The sequence below is a fragment of the Telluria sp. ZT3P25 genome, assembly GCF_059685895.1.
In genome coordinates this window covers 258,201-276,506 of record NZ_JCASIJ010000001.1, presented here as the reverse complement: position 1 = coordinate 276,506, position 18,306 = coordinate 258,201, and the positions used below count along the sequence as shown (strand labels likewise).

At 65.1% G+C, this 18,306-nt stretch carries 16 protein-coding genes; all 16 read right to left on the bottom strand.

What is annotated here, in order from left to right; translation table 11 throughout:
- Window positions 1-22: 22 nt before the first annotated feature.
- On the bottom strand, window positions 23-865 hold the full coding sequence (locus tag AC56LY_RS01300; RefSeq protein ID WP_499581908.1) for a DMT family transporter: 843 nt from the start codon (window positions 863-865) through the stop codon (window positions 23-25).
- Window positions 866-975: 110 nt separating this feature from the next.
- A complete protein-coding gene (locus AC56LY_RS01295; protein WP_499575808.1) occupies window positions 976-1,479 on the bottom strand; it encodes a peroxiredoxin in 504 nt (167 codons plus the stop codon).
- Between the two features lie 127 nt (window positions 1,480-1,606).
- A complete protein-coding gene (gene ftsZ, locus AC56LY_RS01290) occupies window positions 1,607-2,806 on the bottom strand; it encodes a cell division protein FtsZ (RefSeq protein WP_482897502.1) in 1,200 nt (399 codons plus the stop codon).
- A gap of 163 nt (window positions 2,807-2,969) precedes the next feature.
- Window positions 2,970-4,202, bottom strand: coding sequence for a cell division protein FtsA (gene ftsA / locus AC56LY_RS01285; protein ID WP_183557224.1), 1,233 nt, complete (start codon window positions 4,200-4,202; stop codon window positions 2,970-2,972).
- Between the two features lie 13 nt (window positions 4,203-4,215).
- The gene (locus AC56LY_RS01280) at window positions 4,216-5,052 is read right to left on the bottom strand and encodes a cell division protein FtsQ/DivIB (RefSeq protein WP_499575804.1); all 837 of its coding nucleotides are present in this window, start codon (window positions 5,050-5,052) and stop codon (window positions 4,216-4,218) included.
- A gap of 5 nt (window positions 5,053-5,057) precedes the next feature.
- Window positions 5,058-6,047: a D-alanine--D-alanine ligase gene (locus AC56LY_RS01275; RefSeq protein ID WP_499575801.1), complete on the bottom strand. Its 990-nt coding sequence runs from the start codon at window positions 6,045-6,047 to the stop codon at window positions 5,058-5,060.
- 2 nt (window positions 6,048-6,049) lie between these two features.
- Window positions 6,050-7,438: a UDP-N-acetylmuramate--L-alanine ligase gene (gene murC / locus AC56LY_RS01270; RefSeq protein WP_499575797.1), complete on the bottom strand. Its 1,389-nt coding sequence runs from the start codon at window positions 7,436-7,438 to the stop codon at window positions 6,050-6,052.
- Window positions 7,435-8,520 (bottom strand): undecaprenyldiphospho-muramoylpentapeptide beta-N-acetylglucosaminyltransferase, encoded by a 1,086-nt coding sequence (murG, locus tag AC56LY_RS01265; protein ID WP_499575794.1) that lies wholly within the window; start codon window positions 8,518-8,520, stop codon window positions 7,435-7,437. The genes murC and murG overlap by 4 nt, the downstream gene beginning before the upstream one ends.
- Window positions 8,517-9,734, bottom strand: a complete 1,218-nt coding sequence (ftsW, locus tag AC56LY_RS01260; protein ID WP_499575792.1) for a putative lipid II flippase FtsW — start codon at window positions 9,732-9,734, stop codon at window positions 8,517-8,519. Before ftsW ends, murG begins: the two co-directional genes overlap by 4 nt.
- Complete coding sequence (gene murD, locus AC56LY_RS01255) at window positions 9,734-11,227, bottom strand: UDP-N-acetylmuramoyl-L-alanine--D-glutamate ligase (RefSeq protein WP_499575791.1); 1,494 nt, start codon at window positions 11,225-11,227, stop codon at window positions 9,734-9,736. The genes ftsW and murD overlap by 1 nt, the downstream gene beginning before the upstream one ends.
- Entirely contained in the window at window positions 11,227-12,396 is a 1,170-nt protein-coding gene (gene mraY, locus AC56LY_RS01250) for a phospho-N-acetylmuramoyl-pentapeptide-transferase (protein WP_482897495.1), read from the bottom strand. Before mraY ends, murD begins: the two co-directional genes overlap by 1 nt.
- A 1-nt stretch (window position 12,397) precedes the next feature.
- Entirely contained in the window at window positions 12,398-13,768 is a 1,371-nt protein-coding gene (locus AC56LY_RS01245; RefSeq protein ID WP_499575789.1) for a UDP-N-acetylmuramoyl-tripeptide--D-alanyl-D-alanine ligase, read from the bottom strand.
- Window positions 13,768-15,303, bottom strand: a complete 1,536-nt coding sequence (locus AC56LY_RS01240) for a UDP-N-acetylmuramoyl-L-alanyl-D-glutamate--2,6-diaminopimelate ligase (RefSeq protein ID WP_499575786.1) — start codon at window positions 15,301-15,303, stop codon at window positions 13,768-13,770. Before AC56LY_RS01240 ends, AC56LY_RS01245 begins: the two co-directional genes overlap by 1 nt.
- Window positions 15,303-17,078, bottom strand: a complete 1,776-nt coding sequence (locus tag AC56LY_RS01235) for a peptidoglycan D,D-transpeptidase FtsI family protein (protein ID WP_499575784.1) — start codon at window positions 17,076-17,078, stop codon at window positions 15,303-15,305. The genes AC56LY_RS01240 and AC56LY_RS01235 overlap by 1 nt, the downstream gene beginning before the upstream one ends.
- Entirely contained in the window at window positions 17,075-17,347 is a 273-nt protein-coding gene (ftsL, locus tag AC56LY_RS01230) for a cell division protein FtsL (protein ID WP_499575782.1), read from the bottom strand. Before ftsL ends, AC56LY_RS01235 begins: the two co-directional genes overlap by 4 nt.
- Window positions 17,344-18,303: a 16S rRNA (cytosine(1402)-N(4))-methyltransferase RsmH gene (gene rsmH / locus AC56LY_RS01225; protein WP_499575778.1), complete on the bottom strand. Its 960-nt coding sequence runs from the start codon at window positions 18,301-18,303 to the stop codon at window positions 17,344-17,346. The genes ftsL and rsmH overlap by 4 nt, the downstream gene beginning before the upstream one ends.
- Window positions 18,304-18,306: the final 3 nt, after the last annotated feature.

Sequence of the window (18,306 nt, the reverse complement as noted above, 5' to 3'; positions counted from 1 at the left end):
CTGCTGCGGCCTCCCCTGCTCATCAAGGATGCTCGGCTTCGACGTGCTCTTTCTCGTGGCGGATCAGATACAGGCCGCTGCCGATGATGATCGCCGCGCCCAGCAGCGTGTAGCTGTCGGGCAGCGCGCGCCACAGCAGCCAGTCCAGGCCCACGCCCCAGGCCAGTGCCGAGTATTCGAACGGCGCCACGCTCGACGCTTCGCCGCGCGAAAACGCTTCGGTGATCGCCAGCTGGCCGATGAAACCCGAGACCGCCAGTCCGCACAGGATCGGAATGTCACGGGCCGACAGCGGCACCCAGGCGGGCGCCGCCAGGGCACCGGCGCCAATGGCGATCAGCACCATCAGCCAGAACACCGTGTGCTCGCTGCGGTCGGTCCGTGACAGCACGCGCACCGTGATCGCGGAGACGGCGTAGCAGGCCGCTGACCCCAGCACCGCCAGGCCGCCCACCGTCAGGAAGCCCGCGCCGCTGGGGCGCAGCACGACCAGCACGCCAATCAACCCGACACCGATCGCGACCCAGCGCGCCAGGTCGACGCGCTCGCGCAGCAGCAGCACCGACAAGGCCGTGATCAGGGCCGGCGCAATGAAGAAGATCGAATAAGCTTCGGCCAGCGACAGCTTCTGCAGGCCGAACGCGAACAGCGCCAGCATCAGGATGCCCAGCGCAGCGCGCAGCAGATGCATCGGCCAGCGCACGCGCAGGATGCCGGCAAACGCGCCGCGCCAGGCCACGTACAGCGCAATCAGGGGCAGCGAACAGATGGCGCGCAATGCGGCGACCTGCAGCGCCGGATAGCGCGCCGACAGCAGCTTCATGGTCGTGTCCATCAGCGCGAACATGAAGACGGCAAGCAGCATCGCGTAGATGCTGTACAGGTTTCCGGATGGGCGCGTCACGGTGAGTTGTCCTGGTTGTCGGTAAAAAAAACGGCGCCGCAGCGCCGTTCGTCATGCAGGTATTGGCGAAATCAGCCCAGCTTTTCCAGCATCGCTTCCGCGCTCGACGCTTCGACACCCTTGGCATCCAGGTCCAGCGTCTTGACCACGCCGTCCTCGACCAGCATTGCGTAACGCTTCGAGCGCACGCCCATGCCGTGGGCCGAGTAATCGTTGTCCAGGCCCAGCGCCTTGGTGAACGTGGCGTTACCGTCAGCCATCATGCGCACGATGCCGGTGGCTTTCTGGTCGCGGCCCCAGGCGCCCATCACGAACGCGTCGTTGACCGAGATGCACCAGATTTCATCGATGCCCTTGGCTTTCAGTGCGTCGGCGTGCTTGACGTAACCCGGCACGTGCTGCACCGAGCAACCCGGCGTGAACGCGCCCGGCAGGCCGAAGATGACGATCTTCTTGCCCTTGACCAGATCGGCGACCTGGAACGTGTTCGGGCCCAGGCTGCAGCCTGCGGTTTCGTTCTCGATGAATTCGGCCAGCGTGCCGTCGGGCAGGCGTTCGCCAATCTGGATGCTCATGTTCGCTCCTGTGAAGGTTGTGTGAATCCGGCCATTATCGCCGATCCGGGCCCCGGACGTAAAAAGGGCCAGCTCACGCCGGCCCCTTCAATCGCGGCCGGCGTGCGCCGGCCGTCATGCGTGCAACTCAGTCCGCCTGCTTGCGCAGGAACGCCGGAATGTCGTAGGTCTCGACGCCATTGCGCTGCATCGCCTGCACCTGCTCGGATGCCTGCTCGCGGCGCCACACGGCCGGCTGCTTCATGCCGCCCAGCGCGTCGGCGCTGGCCTTGCCCGCGGTCAGACCGCCGGCCACCGCTGCGGCGCCCTGCATCACTGGCGCATCGTAGGTACCGGTGCGCATGACTTGCTGCGGCTGGACCAGCTGGATCGACTTCTTGTTCTTGCCCAGGCCCGTCGCGACCACGGTCACGCGGATCTCGTCGCCCATCGCGTCGTCGTAGGCGATACCCTGTGCGATCGACGCGTCCGGCGCGGCGAAGGCGCGCACGGCGGCCATGACTTCCTTGATCTCTTTACCTTTCAGGCCACGGCTTGCGGTCACGTTGACCAGCACGCCCTTGGCGCCCGACAGGTCGATACCGTCCAGCAGCGGCGAAGCGACAGCCTGTTCGGCGGCGATGCGCGCGCGGTCGACGCCAGCGGCGGTCGCGGTGCCCATCATGGCCTTGCCCTGCTCGCCCATGATCGTCTTGACGTCGTTGAAGTCGACGTTGATATGGCCTGGCACGTTGATGATCTCGGCGATACCGGCCACCGCGTTGTTCAGGACATCGTCGGCGTGCTGCATCCAGTCGAGCATGCTTTCGTCTTCGTAGATGTCTTCCAGTTTTTCATTCAGGATAACGATCAGGGAGTCGACGTGCTTGGTCAGTTCTTCGAGGCCCGCTTCGGCCACGTCCATGCACTTCTGGCCTTCGTACGAGAACGGCTTAGAGACGACTGCGACGGTCAGCGCGCCCAGCGACTTGGCCACTTCGGCCACGATCGGTGCGGCGCCGGTACCGGTGCCGCCGCCCATACCGGCAGCGATGAAGACCATGTGCGCGCCGCGCAGTGCGTCTTCAATGCGCGAGCGCGATTGTTCGGCGAGCTGGCGACCGACTTCAGGACGCATCCCTGCGCCCAGGCCCGAGTCACCGATCTGGATGATGTTGTTCGCGCCCGATACTGCCAGCGCCTGAGCGTCCGTGTTCGCGGCGATGAACTCGACACCGGATACACCTTTATTGATCATGTGCTGAACCGCGTTGCCGCCGGCGCCACCGACGCCAACGACCTTGATCACGGTCCCCAGTGCTGCGTTATCGACCATATCGAACTCCATGATGTGCTCCCTAATTTTCAAAGTGCAGTTCCGGGAACGAGGCCTGTGCGTATCTGGTTCGCCGCCTCAAACCGGTATCTGCGATTGTATGTAAAAAACTGTAATTGGTGATGAAATTTCGCTACCTAATTTGTTACCAAGTGCTAGTGCGATTGCATGTGCGTCAGAAGTTCCCCGCGATCCACTCCTTCATGCGTTGCCAGACTGCCTTCACCGAACCATCCTGGCGCGTGACGATGTGTCCGCGCAGGTACTGTTTCTTTGCTTCGAGCAGCAAGCCAAGCACGGTGGCGTAGCGGGGGCTGCGCACCACATCGGCCAATTGCCCGCGGTAGTCCGGCGTGCCGAGGCGTGCCGGCTTGAGGAAGATGTCTTCCGCCATTTCGATCATGCCAGGCATGATCGCGCTGCCGCCAGTCAGGACGATGCCGGACGACAGCACGCCTTCGTAGCCCGATTCGCGCACGGCCTGGTGCACCATCGCGAACAGCTCCTCCACCCGGGGCTCGATCACGGCCGCCAAAGCCTGGCGCGACAAGGCGCGCGGGCCGCGGTCACCGAGACCTGGCACTTCGAGTGTCTCGCCCGGGTCGGCCAGTACCTGCTTGGCCACGCCGTAGCGGATCTTGATATCTTCGGCTTCGCCGGTCGGCGTGCGCAGTGCCATCGCGATGTCGCTGGTGATCTGGTCGCCCGCGATCGGGATCACGGCCGTGTGGCGGATCGCGCCGTCCGAGAACACCGCGATGTCGGTGGTACCGCCGCCGATGTCGATCAGCACCACGCCCAGTTCCTTTTCGTCGACCGTCAGCACCGCGTCGGCGGACGCCATCGGCTGCAGGATCAGGTCCGAGACCTCGAGACCGCAGCGGCGCACGCACTTTACAATGTTTTGTACTGCGGAGACCGCACCGGTGACAATGTGCACCCGCACTTCGAGGCGGATGCCGCTCATGCCGATCGGCTCGCGCACGTCTTCCTGGTTGTCGACGATGAATTCCTGCGGCACCGTGTGCAGCAATTGCTGATCGGTCGGGATGTTCACCGCCTTGGCCGTCTCGATCACGCGCGCCACATCGGTCGCCGTGACTTCCTTTTCCTTGATCGCCACCATCCCGCTCGAATTGAACGAGCGGATATGGCTGCCGGCGATGCCCGCGTAGACGTTGCGGATCTTGCAATCCGCCATCAGCTCGGCTTCTTCCAGCGCGCGCTGGATCGATTCGACGGTGGCCTCGATGTTGACGACCACGCCTTTCTTCAATCCCCTGGACTCGTGCTGACCCAGCCCGATCACCTCGTGGCGTCCGTCGGACATCACTTCGGCGACCACGGCCACCACCTTGGAGGTGCCGATGTCGAGACCGACGATCAGGTTTTTCGCGTCTTTTGTCATTGCTGTAGCCTGCTCAGATTTGCTTGGTTGTTGTATTGGTTTTTGTATTCGGTGCGGCTTTGGGCTTCTTGGCTGCCTTGACCGGCTTCGTCGCATCCAGCGGCACGTTCAGCGCCGCCGACGACAAGGCCAGTCCGTTCGGATAGCGCATATCGATCGTATCGATACGGCCCTCCTGCAGCCGGGCCACCAGCTGCGGGTACACGCCGACCAGACGCGCGACGCGCTTGTTCAACGTGTTGCGATCCTGTTCGCGTCCGAGTTCGACGCTCATGCCATTATCCAGCTTCACGGTCCATGCATAGCGATTCGATAGCGACAACGCGTGCGGCACCAGTGCCACCTTGGCAAACGACGTGCGCAATTCATTGAAGCGCGCCAGCACGTCCTTCTCGCTGCCCACCGGACCATCAAAGGCCGGCAGCGTCTGTTCATCGTCGGCTTCGGCGATATTGGCCGTAAACACGTCGCCCTTGACCGACAGCAGGCGGCCTTCGTCGCCCCAGGTGCCGAGCGCCTCGTGTTCTTCGACCTCGACCACTAGCGCGTTCGGCCACTCGCGGCGCACCGTGGCGCGGCGCACCCAGGGCACGGTCTCGAACGTCGCGCGCACCTGTTCCAGGTCGGCGGTAAAGAAGTTGCCGCGAATCTTGCCGACCACGCCGTTACGCACGGTCAGTTCGTTCACGTGTTTCAGGTCGATCGCGTACATGCTCTCCACCGTCACCGAGCCCAGTGCGAACATCGGGCGCTGCGACAGCCACCAGACGCCGGTCACCAGCGCGGCGAGCACCGTCAGCGCCGTCAGAAAACTGGCGGTTGCATTCAGGGAGCGGACGTCATGCCACATTGCTATCAGTCCTTCACGTCGGGTTTCGCACCCCGGTTGCCCATCTTGAGCCGCGCCGAGCGCAGGATCTCGACGCACAGGTCTTCGTAGCCGATGCCCACCGCGCGCGCCGCCATCGGCACCAGCGAGTGCGTCGTCATGCCCGGGGACGTGTTCACCTCGAGCAGGAACGGACGCATGTCGCTCTCGCGCACCAGCACGTCCACGCGCCCCCAGCCTTCGCAGCCCAGCGCGCGGTAGGCGTTCACGGCGTGACGCTGAATCTCCTGCGTCAGTTCGTCGGGCAGCGGCGCCGGGCAGTGGTATTGCGTGTCGTCGGTGAAGTACTTGTTCTGGTAGTCGTACTTGCCTTCGGGCGCGACGATCTCGACGATCGGCAGCGCGCGGGCGCCGGCGCCCTGCCCCAGCACGGCGACCGTGAATTCACGGCCGGTGACGAACTGCTCGATCAGCACCGCATCGTCCATGCTGGCCACGAGCGCGATCGCGTCCGCCAGCTGCGCACGGTCGGTGACCTTGGTGATGCCGATGCTCGAGCCTTCGAGCGGCGGCTTGACGATCAGCGGCAGGCCCAGTTCGGCCACCAGCGCATCCAGATCGGTGTCGGCGTCGACCGTCGCGTACTTCGGCGTCGGCACACCTTCCATCAGCCACAGCTTCTTGGTGGTGATCTTGTCCATGCCGACACTCGAGGCCATCACGCCGCTGCCGGTGTACGGAATACCGAGCTGCTCGAGGGCGCCCTGCAGGCTGCCGTCTTCGCCGTAGCGGCCGTGCAGCGCAATGAAGACGCGGTCAAAACCCTGCGCGGCCAGGTCGGCCAGGCTGTGCGTGCCCGGATCGAACGGGTGCGCATCGATGCCGCGGCTTTTCAGGGCCTGCAGCACGCCTTCGCCGGAAATGAGCGAGATTTCGCGCTCGGCCGAACGGCCGCCGAACAGGACGCCGACCTTGCCGAAGACGGTGGCATCGAGAAGTTGAATGGTCGTCGTCATGGTCAGCCTTTCGCTGTGGTCAGTTGTTGCGGAATGCCGCTGATCGAGCCGGCGCCCATGGTCAGCACGACGTCGCCGTCACGTGCCACGTTCAGGATGGCGTCGCGCATGTCGGCGATCGACTCGACGAAGATCGGCTCCAACTTGCCGGAAGTGCGCAGTGCACGCGCCAGGGCGCGCCCGTCGGCGGCCACGATCGGCGCCTCACCGGCCGGATACACGTCGGCCAGCAGCAGCACGTCCGGCGTGGCCAGCACCTTCACGAAGTCTTCGAACAGGTCGCGCGTGCGGCTGTAGCGGTGCGGCTGGAACGCCAGCACGAGGCGACGGCCCGGGTAGGCGGCGCGTGCGGCGGCCAGCGTGACTTCGGTTTCCACCGGGTGGTGGCCGAAGTCGTCCACCAGCGTGAAGCTGCCGCCGGACGCCAAAGCCACGTCGCCGTAGCGCGTGAAGCGGCGGCCCACGCCGCGAAATTCCAGCAGGCCCTGCGCGGTGGCCGCGTCGTCGATACCGATTTCGCGCGCGATGGCAATCGCCGAGCAGGCATTCAGAACGTTGTGCATGCCGGGCTGGTTCAGCACGAACTTCGTGTCCGGATAGCCTTCCTGGCGCACGGTGAAGTGCATGTGCGTGCCGTCGGCGTAGGCATCCAGCGCGCGCACTTCGGCATCGATCGAAAAACCGTAGGTGGTGACCGGCTTGGTCACCTGCGGCAGGATCTCGCGTACATGCTTGTCGTCGATGCACAGCATCACGCGGCCGTAGAACGGCAGGCGGTGCGTGAAATTGACGAACGCGCTCTTGAGCTTCTCGAAGTCGTGCTCGTAGGTTTCCATGTGATCGGCGTCGATGTTCGTGATCACTTCGATCATCGGCGACAGGTTCAGGAACGACGCATCCGACTCATCGGCTTCGGCCACGATGTAGTCGCCGCTGCCCAGCGCCGCATTGGCGCCGGCGGCGGTCAGGCGGCCACCGATGACGAAGGTCGGATCGAGCCCGCCCTGCGCCAGCACCGACGCGACCAGGCTGGTGGTCGTCGTCTTGCCGTGCGTGCCCGCAATCGCGATGCCGCGCTTCAGGCGCATCAGCTCGCCCAGCATGATCGCGCGCGGCACCACCGGCACTTTATTTGTGCGGGCGGCAACCACTTCCGGGTTGGCTTCGTTCACGGCGGTCGAGGTCACGACCACATCGGCGCCCGCCACATTGTCTTCGTGGTGGCCCAGGTGCACGGTCGCGCCCAGGTCGGCCAGGCGCTGGCTGGCGGCATTGCTGCCCAGGTCCGAGCCCGACACCTGGTAGCCGAGATTGAGCAGCACTTCGGCGATGCCGCTCATGCCGCTGCCGCCGATGCCCACGAAGTGGATGTTCTTGATCTTGTGTTTCATGCTGCTTTTACCCTTGCTGCCAGTTGTTCGAGTTCGCGCGCGATCGCCTCATTGGCGTCGCGCTGGCCGACGCGCGCCGCCGCCTGCGCCATGGCCAGGCATTGTTCGCGCGTCGTTTGCAGCAGACTTTTCAGTCGCTGTGGATTCAATTCACCCTGCGGCAGGTGCACGGCCGCGCCTTGCCCGTCCATCCAGATGGCGTTGTCGCGCTGGTGGCTCGTGGTGCTGGCCACGAACGGCACCAGCACGCTGGCCACGCCGGCCGCCGTCAGTTCGGACACCGTGATCGCGCCGGCGCGGCAGATCACCAGATCGGCGTCGGCATACGCCGCCGCCATATTGTCGATGAAGTCGACCACATTGGCCTGCACGCCTGCCTGCGCATACGCGGCGCGTAGCGCATCGATGTTCTTCTTGCCCGACTGGTGCGTGACGACCGGCCGCGCAGCCGGGTCGATCAGGGCCAGGGCTGCCGGCACGCCATCGTTGAGCACCTTGGCGCCCAGGCTGCCGCCCACGACCAGCACGCGCAGCACGCCCGTGCGACCGGCGAAGCGTTCGGCGGGCGCTGGCAGATCGAGGATCTGCTGGCGCACCGGGTTGCCGGTGACGACCGCTTTGCCGGCCGCCTTGCCGAAATCGGCCGGGAAGCCGAACAGCACGCGCTGCGCCAGTGGTGTGAGCGTTTTGTTCGAGAGCAGCAGCGCGGCGTCGGCATTGATCAGGGCCAGCGGGATGCCGGCGGCGCGCGCCATCACCCCGCCCGGCACCGTGACGTAACCGCCCATGCCCAGCACCACGTCGGGCCGGCGCGCGGCCAGGTAGCGCCGGCAGGTCGCAAAGGCAGCCGCCATCTTGAACGCGCCCTTGAGCGTGTGCGCCAGGCCCTTGCCGCGCAGGCCGGCGAAGTCGATCGTGTCCATCGCGATGCCGGCTTTCGGCACCAGATCGGTTTCCATGCCATGCGCGGTGCCCAGCCAGCTCACTTCCCAGCCGCGCGCGCGCATCGTCTGCGCAATCGCGATGCCGGGGAAGATGTGGCCACCGGTACCGGCAGCCATGATCATCAGTTTTTTGGTCATGTGCGGCCCCCGCGCATGCGCACGCGATTCTCGTAATCGATGCGCAGCAAAATCGCCAGGCCGACGCAGTTGAACAGCACGCCAGAGCCGCCAAAGCTCATCAGCGGCAAGGTCAGGCCCTTGGTTGGCAACAGGCCCAGGTTCACGCCCATGTTGATGAAGGTCTGCACGCCGATCCAGATACCGATGCCTTTCGCAGCAAGACCAGCAAACACCTGTTCGAGCGCAATCGCCTGGCGGCCGATGTCGAAGGCGCGCTTGACGAGCCAGTAGAACATCGCCACCACGACCAGCACGCCGACCAGGCCCAGCTCTTCGCCAATCACGGCCATGATGAAGTCGGTGTGCGCTTCGGGCAGGTAGAACAGTTTTTCGACCGAGCCGCCCAGGCCCACGCCGAAAAATTCGCCGCGTCCGAACGCGATCAGCGAGTGGGTCAGCTGGTACGCCTTGTCCAGTGCATTGCCCTCTTCCCACGGGTTCAGGTAAGCAAACATGCGCGCACGGCGGAATGGCGACAGCGCGATGATCGCGCTGAAGATCACGACCAGCAGCGCGCCAATGCCGCCGAACCAGATGATGTTGATCCCGCCCAGGAACAGGATGCCCATCGCGATGCAGACGATCACGCCGAAGGCGCCCAGATCCGGCTCCATCAGCAAGAGGCCGCCCACCAGGCCAATGGCCACGACCATCGGCACGAAGCCCTTGGTCAGCTTGTGCATGTACTCTTGCTTCCTCACCGTGAAGTCGGCCGCGTACAGCACCACGGCGATCTTCATGATTTCGGACGGCTGCACCATGAACACCTTCAGCGACAGCCAGCGGCGCGCGCCGTTGACCGACACGCCCAGGCCCGGAATCAGGACCAGTACCAGCAGCACCAGCGTGCCAATAAAAATCATCGGCGCATGCCGCTGCCAGACCGCGATCGGTACGCGGAACACGATAGCGGCGGCCACCATCGAGACGAGGATGTAGACCGCCTGGCGGTACAGGAAGTATTCGTTGCGGTCCTGCAGGTAGCGGAATTTCGGCGAATCGGGCAGCGCAATCGACGCCGAGTACACCATCACCATCCCGAACAGCATCAGGAGCAGCGTGACCCAGACCAGCGGCTGGTCGTAGTCCATCATTTTGGACGGCCGGCTGCGCCCGTCGACGGTGGCGTCGACGGCATTGCCGGAAAACTTGAAGGGCAGCTGGAAGGCCATCAGATCTCCTGCCCTTTATCGAGTGCGATGTCGCGTACGGTCTCGACGAACACCTGCGCGCGATGCGCGTAGTTCGTGAACATGTCCAGGCTGGCGCATGCAGGGGAAAGTAATACTGCATCGCCAGAACGCGCCAGACCCGCCGCGCGGCGCACTGCCTGCGGAAGGTCGTCGAGGTCGAACGCCGGCACGCCGGTCGCATCGATCGCGGCGCGCACGGCCGGCGCATCGCGGCCGATCAGCAGCACGGCGCGGGCATACGCCGCCACGGGCTGGGCCAGTGGCGAAAAGTCCTGCCCCTTGCCGTCGCCACCGGCGATCAACAGGATCTGCTGGTCGGCGCCGGCAAACGCCTTGCCCAGGCCCTGCAGCGCAGCGACGGTGGCGCCGACATTGGTGCCCTTGCTGTCGTCGTAATAGTCGACGCCGTCGATGGTGGCGACCAGCTCGACGCGGTGCGGTTCGCCCGCATACTCGCGCAAGCCATGCAGCAGCGGCGCGAGCGGCAGGCCGCAGGCGCGACACAGGGCCAGCGCAGCCAGCGCGTTGGCAGCATTGTGCAGGCCGCGAATCTTCAAAGCATCGGCCGGCATCAGGCGGTTCACGATGGCGTCGACCTGTTCGCGGATTTCGCCGCGTTTGAGTTTCCTGTCGCTCGCTTCGCCCGCCACGGCATTGGCCAGCCACAGCACGCCGCGCTCTTCGATCAGGCCGAAGCTGTCGGCATCCTTCGGTTCATCGGTACCGAAGGTGAACAGCGGCGCATCGACCGCCATGCGCATCACGCGTGCATCGTCGCGATTCAAGACGCGCACGGTATCCGGGCCGAAGATGCGCGCCTTGTCCGCTGCGTAGGCATCCATCGTGCCGTGCCAGTCGAGGTGGTCCTGGGTCAGGTTCAGCACCGTCGCAGCGTCGGCCTTGAGACTGAACGTTGTGTGCAACTGGAAGCTGGACAACTCCAGCACCCAGGCTTGCGGCAGTTCATCGGCATCGATCGACTCGCGCAGCACGTCCAGCGCGGCCGGGCTGATATTGCCGGCCACGCGCGCGGTCAAACCCGCGCGGCGGCACAGCAGGCCGGTCAGGCTCGTCACCGTCGTCTTGCCGTTGGTGCCTGTGATCGCGATGACCTTCGGCGCGTAGCCGCTCGTCTCGCGCAGGTGCGCCAGCGCCTGGGCAAACAGTTCGATCTCGCCCCAGACGGGGATATCGCGCGTAGCAGCGGCAGGCATGATGGCGGCCAGTTCGCGGCTAGGTGCCAGGCCCGGGCTGACGGCGACAAAGTCGACGCCATCGAGCAGGTCCGCGCCAAATTCCCCAGCAACGAACTGCGCATCCGGCGCGGCCGCGCGCAGCGCCGGCAGGCGTTGCGGCTCAAGCCGCGTATCGGCCACGCGCACGCGTGCGCCGCCCCGCGCGAGCCAGTGCGCCATCGCGAGCCCCGATTCACCGAGGCCCAGTACCAGTGCGAGTTTGCCGTCGTAGTTCATTAACGCAGTTTCAATGTAGAGAGGCCAACCAGGATCAGCACGATGGTCACGATCCAGAAGCGGACCACGACCTTGGTTTCGTTCCAGCCCTTTTGTTCAAAGTGGTGGTGCAGCGGCGCCATCAAAAATACGCGGCGGCCGGTGCCATAGCGCTTCTTCGTATACTTGAACCAGGTCACCTGGATGATCACCGACAGCGTTTCGGCCACGAACACGCCGCCCATGATGAACAGGACGATTTCCTGGCGCACGATGACGGCGATGGTGCCCAGCGCGCCGCCGAGGGCCAGCGCGCCGACGTCGCCCATGAACATCTGGGCCGGGTGCGCGTTGAACCACAGGAAGGCCAGGCCCGCGCCAGCCATCGCGCCGCAGAAGATCAGCAGTTCGCCGGCGCCCGGGATGTACGGGATCAACAGGTATTTCGAGAACGTCACGCTGCCGGTGAGATACGCGAACAGGCCCAGGGCCGCGCCGACCATCACGGTCGGCATGATCGCCAGGCCATCGAGGCCGTCGGTGAAGTTCACGGCGTTGGATGCGCCCACGATCACGCAATAGGTCAGCGCGATGAAGCCCCAGACGCCCAGCGGATAGCTGATGGTCTTGAAGAACGGGACGATCAGGTCGGCCTTTGGCGGCAGGCTCATCGAGAAGCCCGACTGCACCCAGGCGTAGAACAGTTGCGCGACTTCCCACGGGTTGGCGGCCGAGACCGAGAACGCCAAATAAAGAGCAGATGCGATGCCGATCAGCGACATCCAGAAGTATTTCTCGCGCGAGCGCATGCCTTCCGGGTCCTTGTAGACCACCTTGCGGTAGTCGTCGACCCAGCCGACGGCGCCGAAGCCCATCGTCACGACCAGCACCGGCCAGATCAGGCGGTTCGACAGGTCGCACCACAGCAGCGTCGAGATGCCGATCGCGATCAGGACCAGCACGCCGCCCATCGTCGGGGTGCCGTGCTTGGTCAGGTGGCTTTGCGGGCCGTAGGTACGCACGGCCTGGCCGACTTTCAGTTCGGTCAGTCTGCGGATGACGATCGGGCCGGCCACCAGGCCGATGGTAATGGCCGTGATGGTGGCGAACACCGCGCGGAACGTGAGGTAGTTAAACACGCGCAGCGGACCGAGATAGTCCTGAAAGTATTGTGCGAGCCAGAGAAGCATATTAGTGGGCGTCCTTGCCAAGGGGGGTTGATCCGGTCAGGTGCTGGACCACGCGTTCCATTTTCATGAAACGCGAGCCCTTCACCAGCACAGTCGCGTCCGTATTGCTGCCCAGTTTTTTATCCAGTGCTGCCAATAACTCGTCGAACTGCTCGTAATGCTGTGCTCCCGACGCGGCCAGATGGCGCGCCAGCTCGCCCGTCGCGAGCACGGTGTCGATGCCACGCGTCTGTGCGTAAGCCCCGATTTCTTCGTGAAATTCTTTTCCCTGCGCGCCGACTTCACCCATGTCGCCCACCACCAGGATGCGCGGCGCGGGATACGCGGCCAGCACGTCGATGGCGGCGCGCATCGAATCGGGATTGGCGTTGTAGGTGTCGTCGATGACAGTCGCGCCGCCGGCGGCCTGCTTGCGCTGCAGGCGCCCGCCGACTGGTGCGAAGGCTTCGAGCCCGCGCACGATGGCGTCCTGGTCGATGCCAGCGCCCAAAGCGCAGGCAATCGCGGCCAGCGCGTTGCGCACATTGTGTTCGCCAGCCGCGGCCAGCTTGATGGCAAACTGCGCGCCGCGCGCACTCACCTGCAGGTCGCTGCCGAAGCCGTTGCTCGTGTAGTCGGCGCGCACGTCGCAGGCGTCAGAGAGGCCAAACGTGATGACGTCACACGCGGCCAGGCCGCGCCACAGCGCAGTATACAGGTCGTCACCCGGGAACACGGCCACGCCGTGCGGGCCCAGGGCCTGCAGCACCGCGCCATTCTCGCGCGCCACCGCTTCCACCGTGTGCATGAATTCCTGGTGCTCGCGCTGGGCATTGTTCACCAATGCGACCGTCGGCGCGGCAATGGCCGCCAGGCGGGCGATCTCGCCCGGATGGTTCATGCCCAGCTCCACTACCGCCGCGCGATGGGCTGCCGTCAGGCGAAACAGCGTGAGCGGCACGCCGATCTCGTTGTTCAGATTACCCTGCGTGGCCAGGCGCGCGCTCTCGCCCACCGCCGCGGCCAAAATCGATGCGATCATTTCCTTGACCGTCGTCTTGCCATTGCTGCCGGTGACGCCGATGACGGGCAGATCGAACCCCGTGCGCCAGGCATGCGCAATGCGGCCCAGCGCAACCAGCGTGTCGGGCACGACGATCGCCGGCAGCGTCCAGCCTTCCGGCAGCGATGACACCACGACGGCGGCCACGTCGCGCGCTGCGACCTGGTCGAGGAAATCGTGGGCGTCGAACGACTCGCCGCGCAGCGCGACAAACAGCGCGCCGGCGTCGACCTTGCGGCTGTCGGTCGACACGCCGCCAAAGGCGACATCCGCGCCGACGAGGCGTGCGCCGGGAATGGCTGCCACGAGTTTTGCCAACGTACCTTGCATCAATGCGTCCTCAACATGGTAAGCCGCGCCGTCAATGCCAGCGAAGCGTGGTCCGTATCCGAAAACGGCATCTTGCGTCCCTTGATTTCCTGGTAGGGCTCATGGCCCTTCCCGGCCAGCAGGATCACGTCCTGCTTGGCCGCCTGTTTCACGGCCAGCAGAATGGCCGACGCGCGGTCTTCCACCGTCTGCAGGCGCGAGGCCGGGGCATTGGCATCCATCCCCGCCACGATCTGGGCGATGATGGCCGCTGGTTCTTCGCTGCGCGGGTTGTCGCTGGTAACCAGCACGTGGTCGGCGGTCTGCGCGATGCGGCCCATCTGCGGGCGCTTGCCCGGATCGCGATCGCCCCCGCAGCCGAACACGCACCACAGCTGGCCGCCGCGGTCAGCCGCCACCTGGCGCAGCGCGTCCAGGGTTTTTTCCAGTGCGTCCGGCGTGTGTGCGTAGTCGATCACGACCATCGGCGCATCCTGCCCGCCCATCTGCTGCATGCGCCCCGGCGCCGGCACCAGCGATTCGATCGCCTCGACCGCACTTTTGAGCGGCACGCCGCGCGCCAGCAAGGCGCCCAGCACCGCCAGCGTGTTGCTCACGTTGTAGTTGCCCACCAGGCGGCTGCGGATGGTCGCGCTGCCTGCGGGCGTCTCGACCTGGCATTCGGTGCCGGCGTTCTTGCTGCGCATGCCGCTGGCGCGCAGGACGGCCACGCCATCCGGCACAGCAGCAGTGGCGTCCAGCGTATAGCCGGTGACTGCCAGTGCCGGGAAATTCGTGCGCAGGTGCGCCACCAGACGCTGCCCGGCTGCATCGTCGAGGTTCACGACCGCGTGCTTCAGGCCCGGCCACTCGAACAGTTTGACCTTGGCCGCCTCGTAGCTGGCCATGTCGCCATGGAAGTCGAGGTGGTCGCGCGTCAGATTCGTGAAGATTGCGACGTCGACATGCATGCCGGCCGTGCGCTCTTGCACCAGGCCGATCGACGAGGCTTCGATTGCCAGCGCCGTGACGCCCTTGCCGTTCAGCTCCGCCAACGTCTGCGCCAGCAGCACCGCGTCCGGCGTCGTGTAGCCGGTGACGTCGAACTGCGCTTCGGTCCTGGCCTTGGGCGCGATGACGCCCACGCCCAGCGTGCCGATCACGCCAGCAGTCTCGCCCAGGCGCGCCAGCGCTTGCGCGGTCCACAACGCGCACGAGGTCTTGCCGTTGGTGCCGGTGACGGCGACGGTAAACATCGCGTTGTCCGGCTGGCCCAGCACCGCGTGCGCGATCGGACCGGCCAGTTGCTTGAGGCCGGCCACGGCCAGGCGTGGGGTGGCAATCGCATCGTCCCATGCGAAGTCCACGTCGTCATACACGATCGCGGCGGCGCCCGCGTCGGCAGCAGCGCCAATGAAGCGGCGGCCATCCTGCGCGTCGCCCGGATAGGCAAAGAACACGTCGCCCGGCTGCACGCGGCGCGAGTCGGAAACGAGACGGCCGCCCGGTGCGGCGGCGGCGATCCAGCTGCGGATGTCGTTCAGGCTGGGGCGCATCACATGCTCTCCTCGAGTGGGACTTCCGGAATGATGATGTCCGTGATGGAGGAATCGGGCGGTACGTTGGCTGCGCGCAGCGCGCTGGCAAACAGGTCGGCGGCCGTCGGTGCGGCCACGCTGCCGCCGGTGCGCAGGGCGCCGCTCGGATCGTCGACCATCACCGCAATGATGAAGCGCGGCTTGGACATCGGCCCGATGCCGGCGAAATAGCCGATGTTGTTGGTGCGCGAATAGCGGCCATTGACGATCTTTTCCGCCGTACCGGTCTTGCCGCCGATGCGGTAGCCGGCCACCTGCGCTTTGGACGCCGTGCCTTGCGGGCCGACCACCGATTCGAGCATCGTGCGCACCTGGGCTGCGGTCTTCGGCGAAATCACCTGCTGGCCGACCGGCTCTTCGTTGATCTTCACGAATGACAGCGGAATGATGTCGCCGTTGCGCGCGAAAATCATGTACGAGCGCGCCATCTGCAGCAGCGAGACCGACAGGCCGTGGCCGAAGGCCATGTTCGCGTACTCGATCGGGCGCCACGATTTCCATGGCCGCACGCGGCCGGCGGTTGCGCCCGGGAAGCCGAAACGCGGCGCCTGGCCGTAGCCGACCTTGGTGTACATCTCCCACATTTCCTGCGCCGGAATGCGCTGGGACACCTTGACGGCGCCGATATTCGACGACTTCTGGATGATGCCGCTGACCGTCTGCACGCCGTAGTTGTGGGTATCGCGAATGCGCTTGCCGGTAATCGTCATCCAGCCCGGGTTGTTGTCGAACACCGTGTCGGGCGTGATGCGGCCTGTATCCAGGCCCAGGCCGATGGTAATCGGCTTGATCGTCGAACCCGGCTCGAACGTGTCGGTGATGACGCGGTTGCGCAGCTGCTCGCCGGTCAGCTTGGAACGGTCGTTCGGGTTGTAGGTCGGGTAGTTCGCCAGCGCCAGCACCTCGCCCGTATGGACGTCGAGCACCACGGCGGCGCCGGCCTTCGCATTGAATTTCTCGACCGCGTTCTTGATGCTGGTGAACGCAATGTACTGCAGCTTGCTGTCGACCGACAGCGTCAGGTCGCGCCCCTGGTGCGGCTCGCGGAACATGCCCAGATCTTCGGCGATGTGCCCCAGGCGGTCCTTGATCACGCGGCGGCTGCCAGGCACGCCCATCAGCGTTTTCTGGTGTTGCAGCTCCATGCCTTCCTGGCCCTTGTCTTCCACGTTGGTGAAACCGACCAGGTGGGTGACGACTTCGCCCTGCGGGTAGAAGCGCTTGTATTCCTTGCGCGTGTCGAGGCCATTGATCTTGAGCTTTTCGATTTCGGCGATCACCGGCATTTCGACCTGGCGTTTCAGGTAGACGAAGGTGCGGTCCGAGTCGAGCTTCTTGCGGATGTCGGCTTCGGGCATGCCCAGCAGTTTGGCCAGTGCGGTGATTTTTTCCGGCGGCGAGGCCAGCACGTCTTCGGGGATCGCCCACACGGCGCGCACCGGCAGCGACGTGGCCAGCACGGCGCCGTTGCGGTCGAGGATGCGGCCACGGGTGGCCGGCAGTTCGAGCGTGCGCTCGTAGCGGCTCTTGCCCTGGCTTTGCAGGAACTGGTTCGACACGCCCTGCAGCCAGACGGCGCGCGCGCCCAGCGCGGCAAACGACGCGAACAGGACGAACAGCACCATGCGCGAGCGCCAGTCGGGCAGGCGCACGGCGAGCACCGGACTCTTGGTGAATGCAACGCCCTTCGAGGCAGCAACGCGTGCGCCGGATTTGGAAGCACCGCGCGTCATGGGGCGCCTTCGGTCAGGTATTGGGTACGGGCCGGCGTCACCGGCGCCATGTTCAACTCGGCGCGGGCGATCTGCTCGATGCGGTCGTTCTTGGCCAGGCGCGACTGGTCGAGCTGAAGCTGGTCCCAGTCGACGTCGAGCTGGTGCGCGTGCTGCTGCAGGCGTTCGAGTTCGATCAGGAGGTGGCGCGCCTGGTAGCGGGCGTTCACGACCGACAGCGCGCAGCCGACCAGCAGCGTGGTAAGAAACACGTTGACCTTCACGCTCATGTCGGCGTTCCCAGACGTTCGGCGACGCGCAGCACGGCCGAGCGCGAGCGCGGGTTGTCCGCTACTTCGGCGTCCGATGGCTTGGTCTTCATGATCAGCTTCATCAACGGCTGCGGCAGGTCAACCGCGCGGATCGGCAGACGCCGGTCCGGTTGCTCGACATTGGCCTTCGATGCGAAGAACTGCTTGACCATGCGGTCTTCCAGCGAGTGAAAGCTGATCACCGACATGCGCGCACCGGGCGCGAGCATGCTGTAGGCCGCCGTCAACCCCGCTTCGAGGTCTTCAAGCTCTTGATTGATGAAAATCCGGATAGCCTGAAAGGTCCTGGTTGCCGGATCTTTGCCTTTTTCCCTGCTTTTGACCGTGTTTGCCACGATTGCGGCAAGCTGTCGTGTGCTTGAAATTGGTTCGACTGCGCGGCGAGCAACAATCGCCTTTGCAATCTGAAAAGCAAACCGCTCTTCTCCATAATTGCGTATCACCTTTTCCAAATGGTTTTGCTCTGCCGTCGCGACCCATTCGGCCGCCGACATGCCGCGCGTGGTGTCCATGCGCATATCGAGGGGGCCGTCCTGGCGGAAGCTGAAGCCGCGGCTGGCGTCGTCGACCTGGGGCGACGAAATGCCCAGGTCGAGCAGGATGCCGTCGACCTGATGAATGCCGCGCGCGGCAAGCGCGTCGGCCATCGTGGCAAAGCTGTCGTGAACAATGCAGAAGCGCGGATCGTCGATCTGCTCCGCAGTTGCAATGGCTTGCGGGTCCTTGTCGAACGCGATCAGGCGCCCTTCCGGCGCCAGGCGTGACAGCAGCAGGCGGCTGTGACCGCCCCGGCCGAAGGTCCCATCTACATACGTACCCGAAGCACGCGCGCCCACCAGATCGAGCGCATCGACTGCTTCGTCAAGTAGCACCGTGCGATGCTGATAATCAGGCACCGTCAAAGAATCCGTCATCGG

What these genes read in the sequence shown, in the direction of transcription:
- AC56LY_RS01300 (WP_499581908.1), bottom strand. Translation starts at nt 865, where the DNA reads ATGCTGCTTGCCGTCTTCATGTTCGCGCTGATGGACACGACCATGAAG.
- AC56LY_RS01295 (WP_499575808.1), bottom strand. Translation starts at nt 1,479, where the DNA reads ATGAGCATCCAGATTGGCGAACGCCTGCCCGACGGCACGCTGGCCGAA.
- ftsZ (WP_482897502.1), bottom strand. Translation starts at nt 2,806, where the DNA reads ATGGAGTTCGATATGGTCGATAACGCAGCACTGGGGACCGTGATCAAG.
- ftsA (WP_183557224.1), bottom strand. Translation starts at nt 4,202, where the DNA reads ATGACAAAAGACGCGAAAAACCTGATCGTCGGTCTCGACATCGGCACC.
- AC56LY_RS01280 (WP_499575804.1), bottom strand. Translation starts at nt 5,052, where the DNA reads ATGTGGCATGACGTCCGCTCCCTGAATGCAACCGCCAGTTTTCTGACG.
- AC56LY_RS01275 (WP_499575801.1), bottom strand. Translation starts at nt 6,047, where the DNA reads ATGACGACGACCATTCAACTTCTCGATGCCACCGTCTTCGGCAAGGTC.
- murC (WP_499575797.1), bottom strand. Translation starts at nt 7,438, where the DNA reads ATGAAACACAAGATCAAGAACATCCACTTCGTGGGCATCGGCGGCAGC.
- murG (WP_499575794.1), bottom strand. Translation starts at nt 8,520, where the DNA reads ATGACCAAAAAACTGATGATCATGGCTGCCGGTACCGGTGGCCACATC.
- ftsW (WP_499575792.1), bottom strand. Translation starts at nt 9,734, where the DNA reads ATGGCCTTCCAGCTGCCCTTCAAGTTTTCCGGCAATGCCGTCGACGCC.
- murD (WP_499575791.1), bottom strand. Translation starts at nt 11,227, where the DNA reads ATGAACTACGACGGCAAACTCGCACTGGTACTGGGCCTCGGTGAATCG.
- mraY (WP_482897495.1), bottom strand. Translation starts at nt 12,396, where the DNA reads ATGCTTCTCTGGCTCGCACAATACTTTCAGGACTATCTCGGTCCGCTG.
- AC56LY_RS01245 (WP_499575789.1), bottom strand. Translation starts at nt 13,768, where the DNA reads ATGCAAGGTACGTTGGCAAAACTCGTGGCAGCCATTCCCGGCGCACGC.
- AC56LY_RS01240 (WP_499575786.1), bottom strand. Translation starts at nt 15,303, where the DNA reads ATGCGCCCCAGCCTGAACGACATCCGCAGCTGGATCGCCGCCGCCGCA.
- AC56LY_RS01235 (WP_499575784.1), bottom strand. Translation starts at nt 17,078, where the DNA reads ATGACGCGCGGTGCTTCCAAATCCGGCGCACGCGTTGCTGCCTCGAAG.
- ftsL (WP_499575782.1), bottom strand. Translation starts at nt 17,347, where the DNA reads ATGAGCGTGAAGGTCAACGTGTTTCTTACCACGCTGCTGGTCGGCTGC.
- rsmH (WP_499575778.1), bottom strand. Translation starts at nt 18,303, where the DNA reads ATGACGGATTCTTTGACGGTGCCTGATTATCAGCATCGCACGGTGCTA.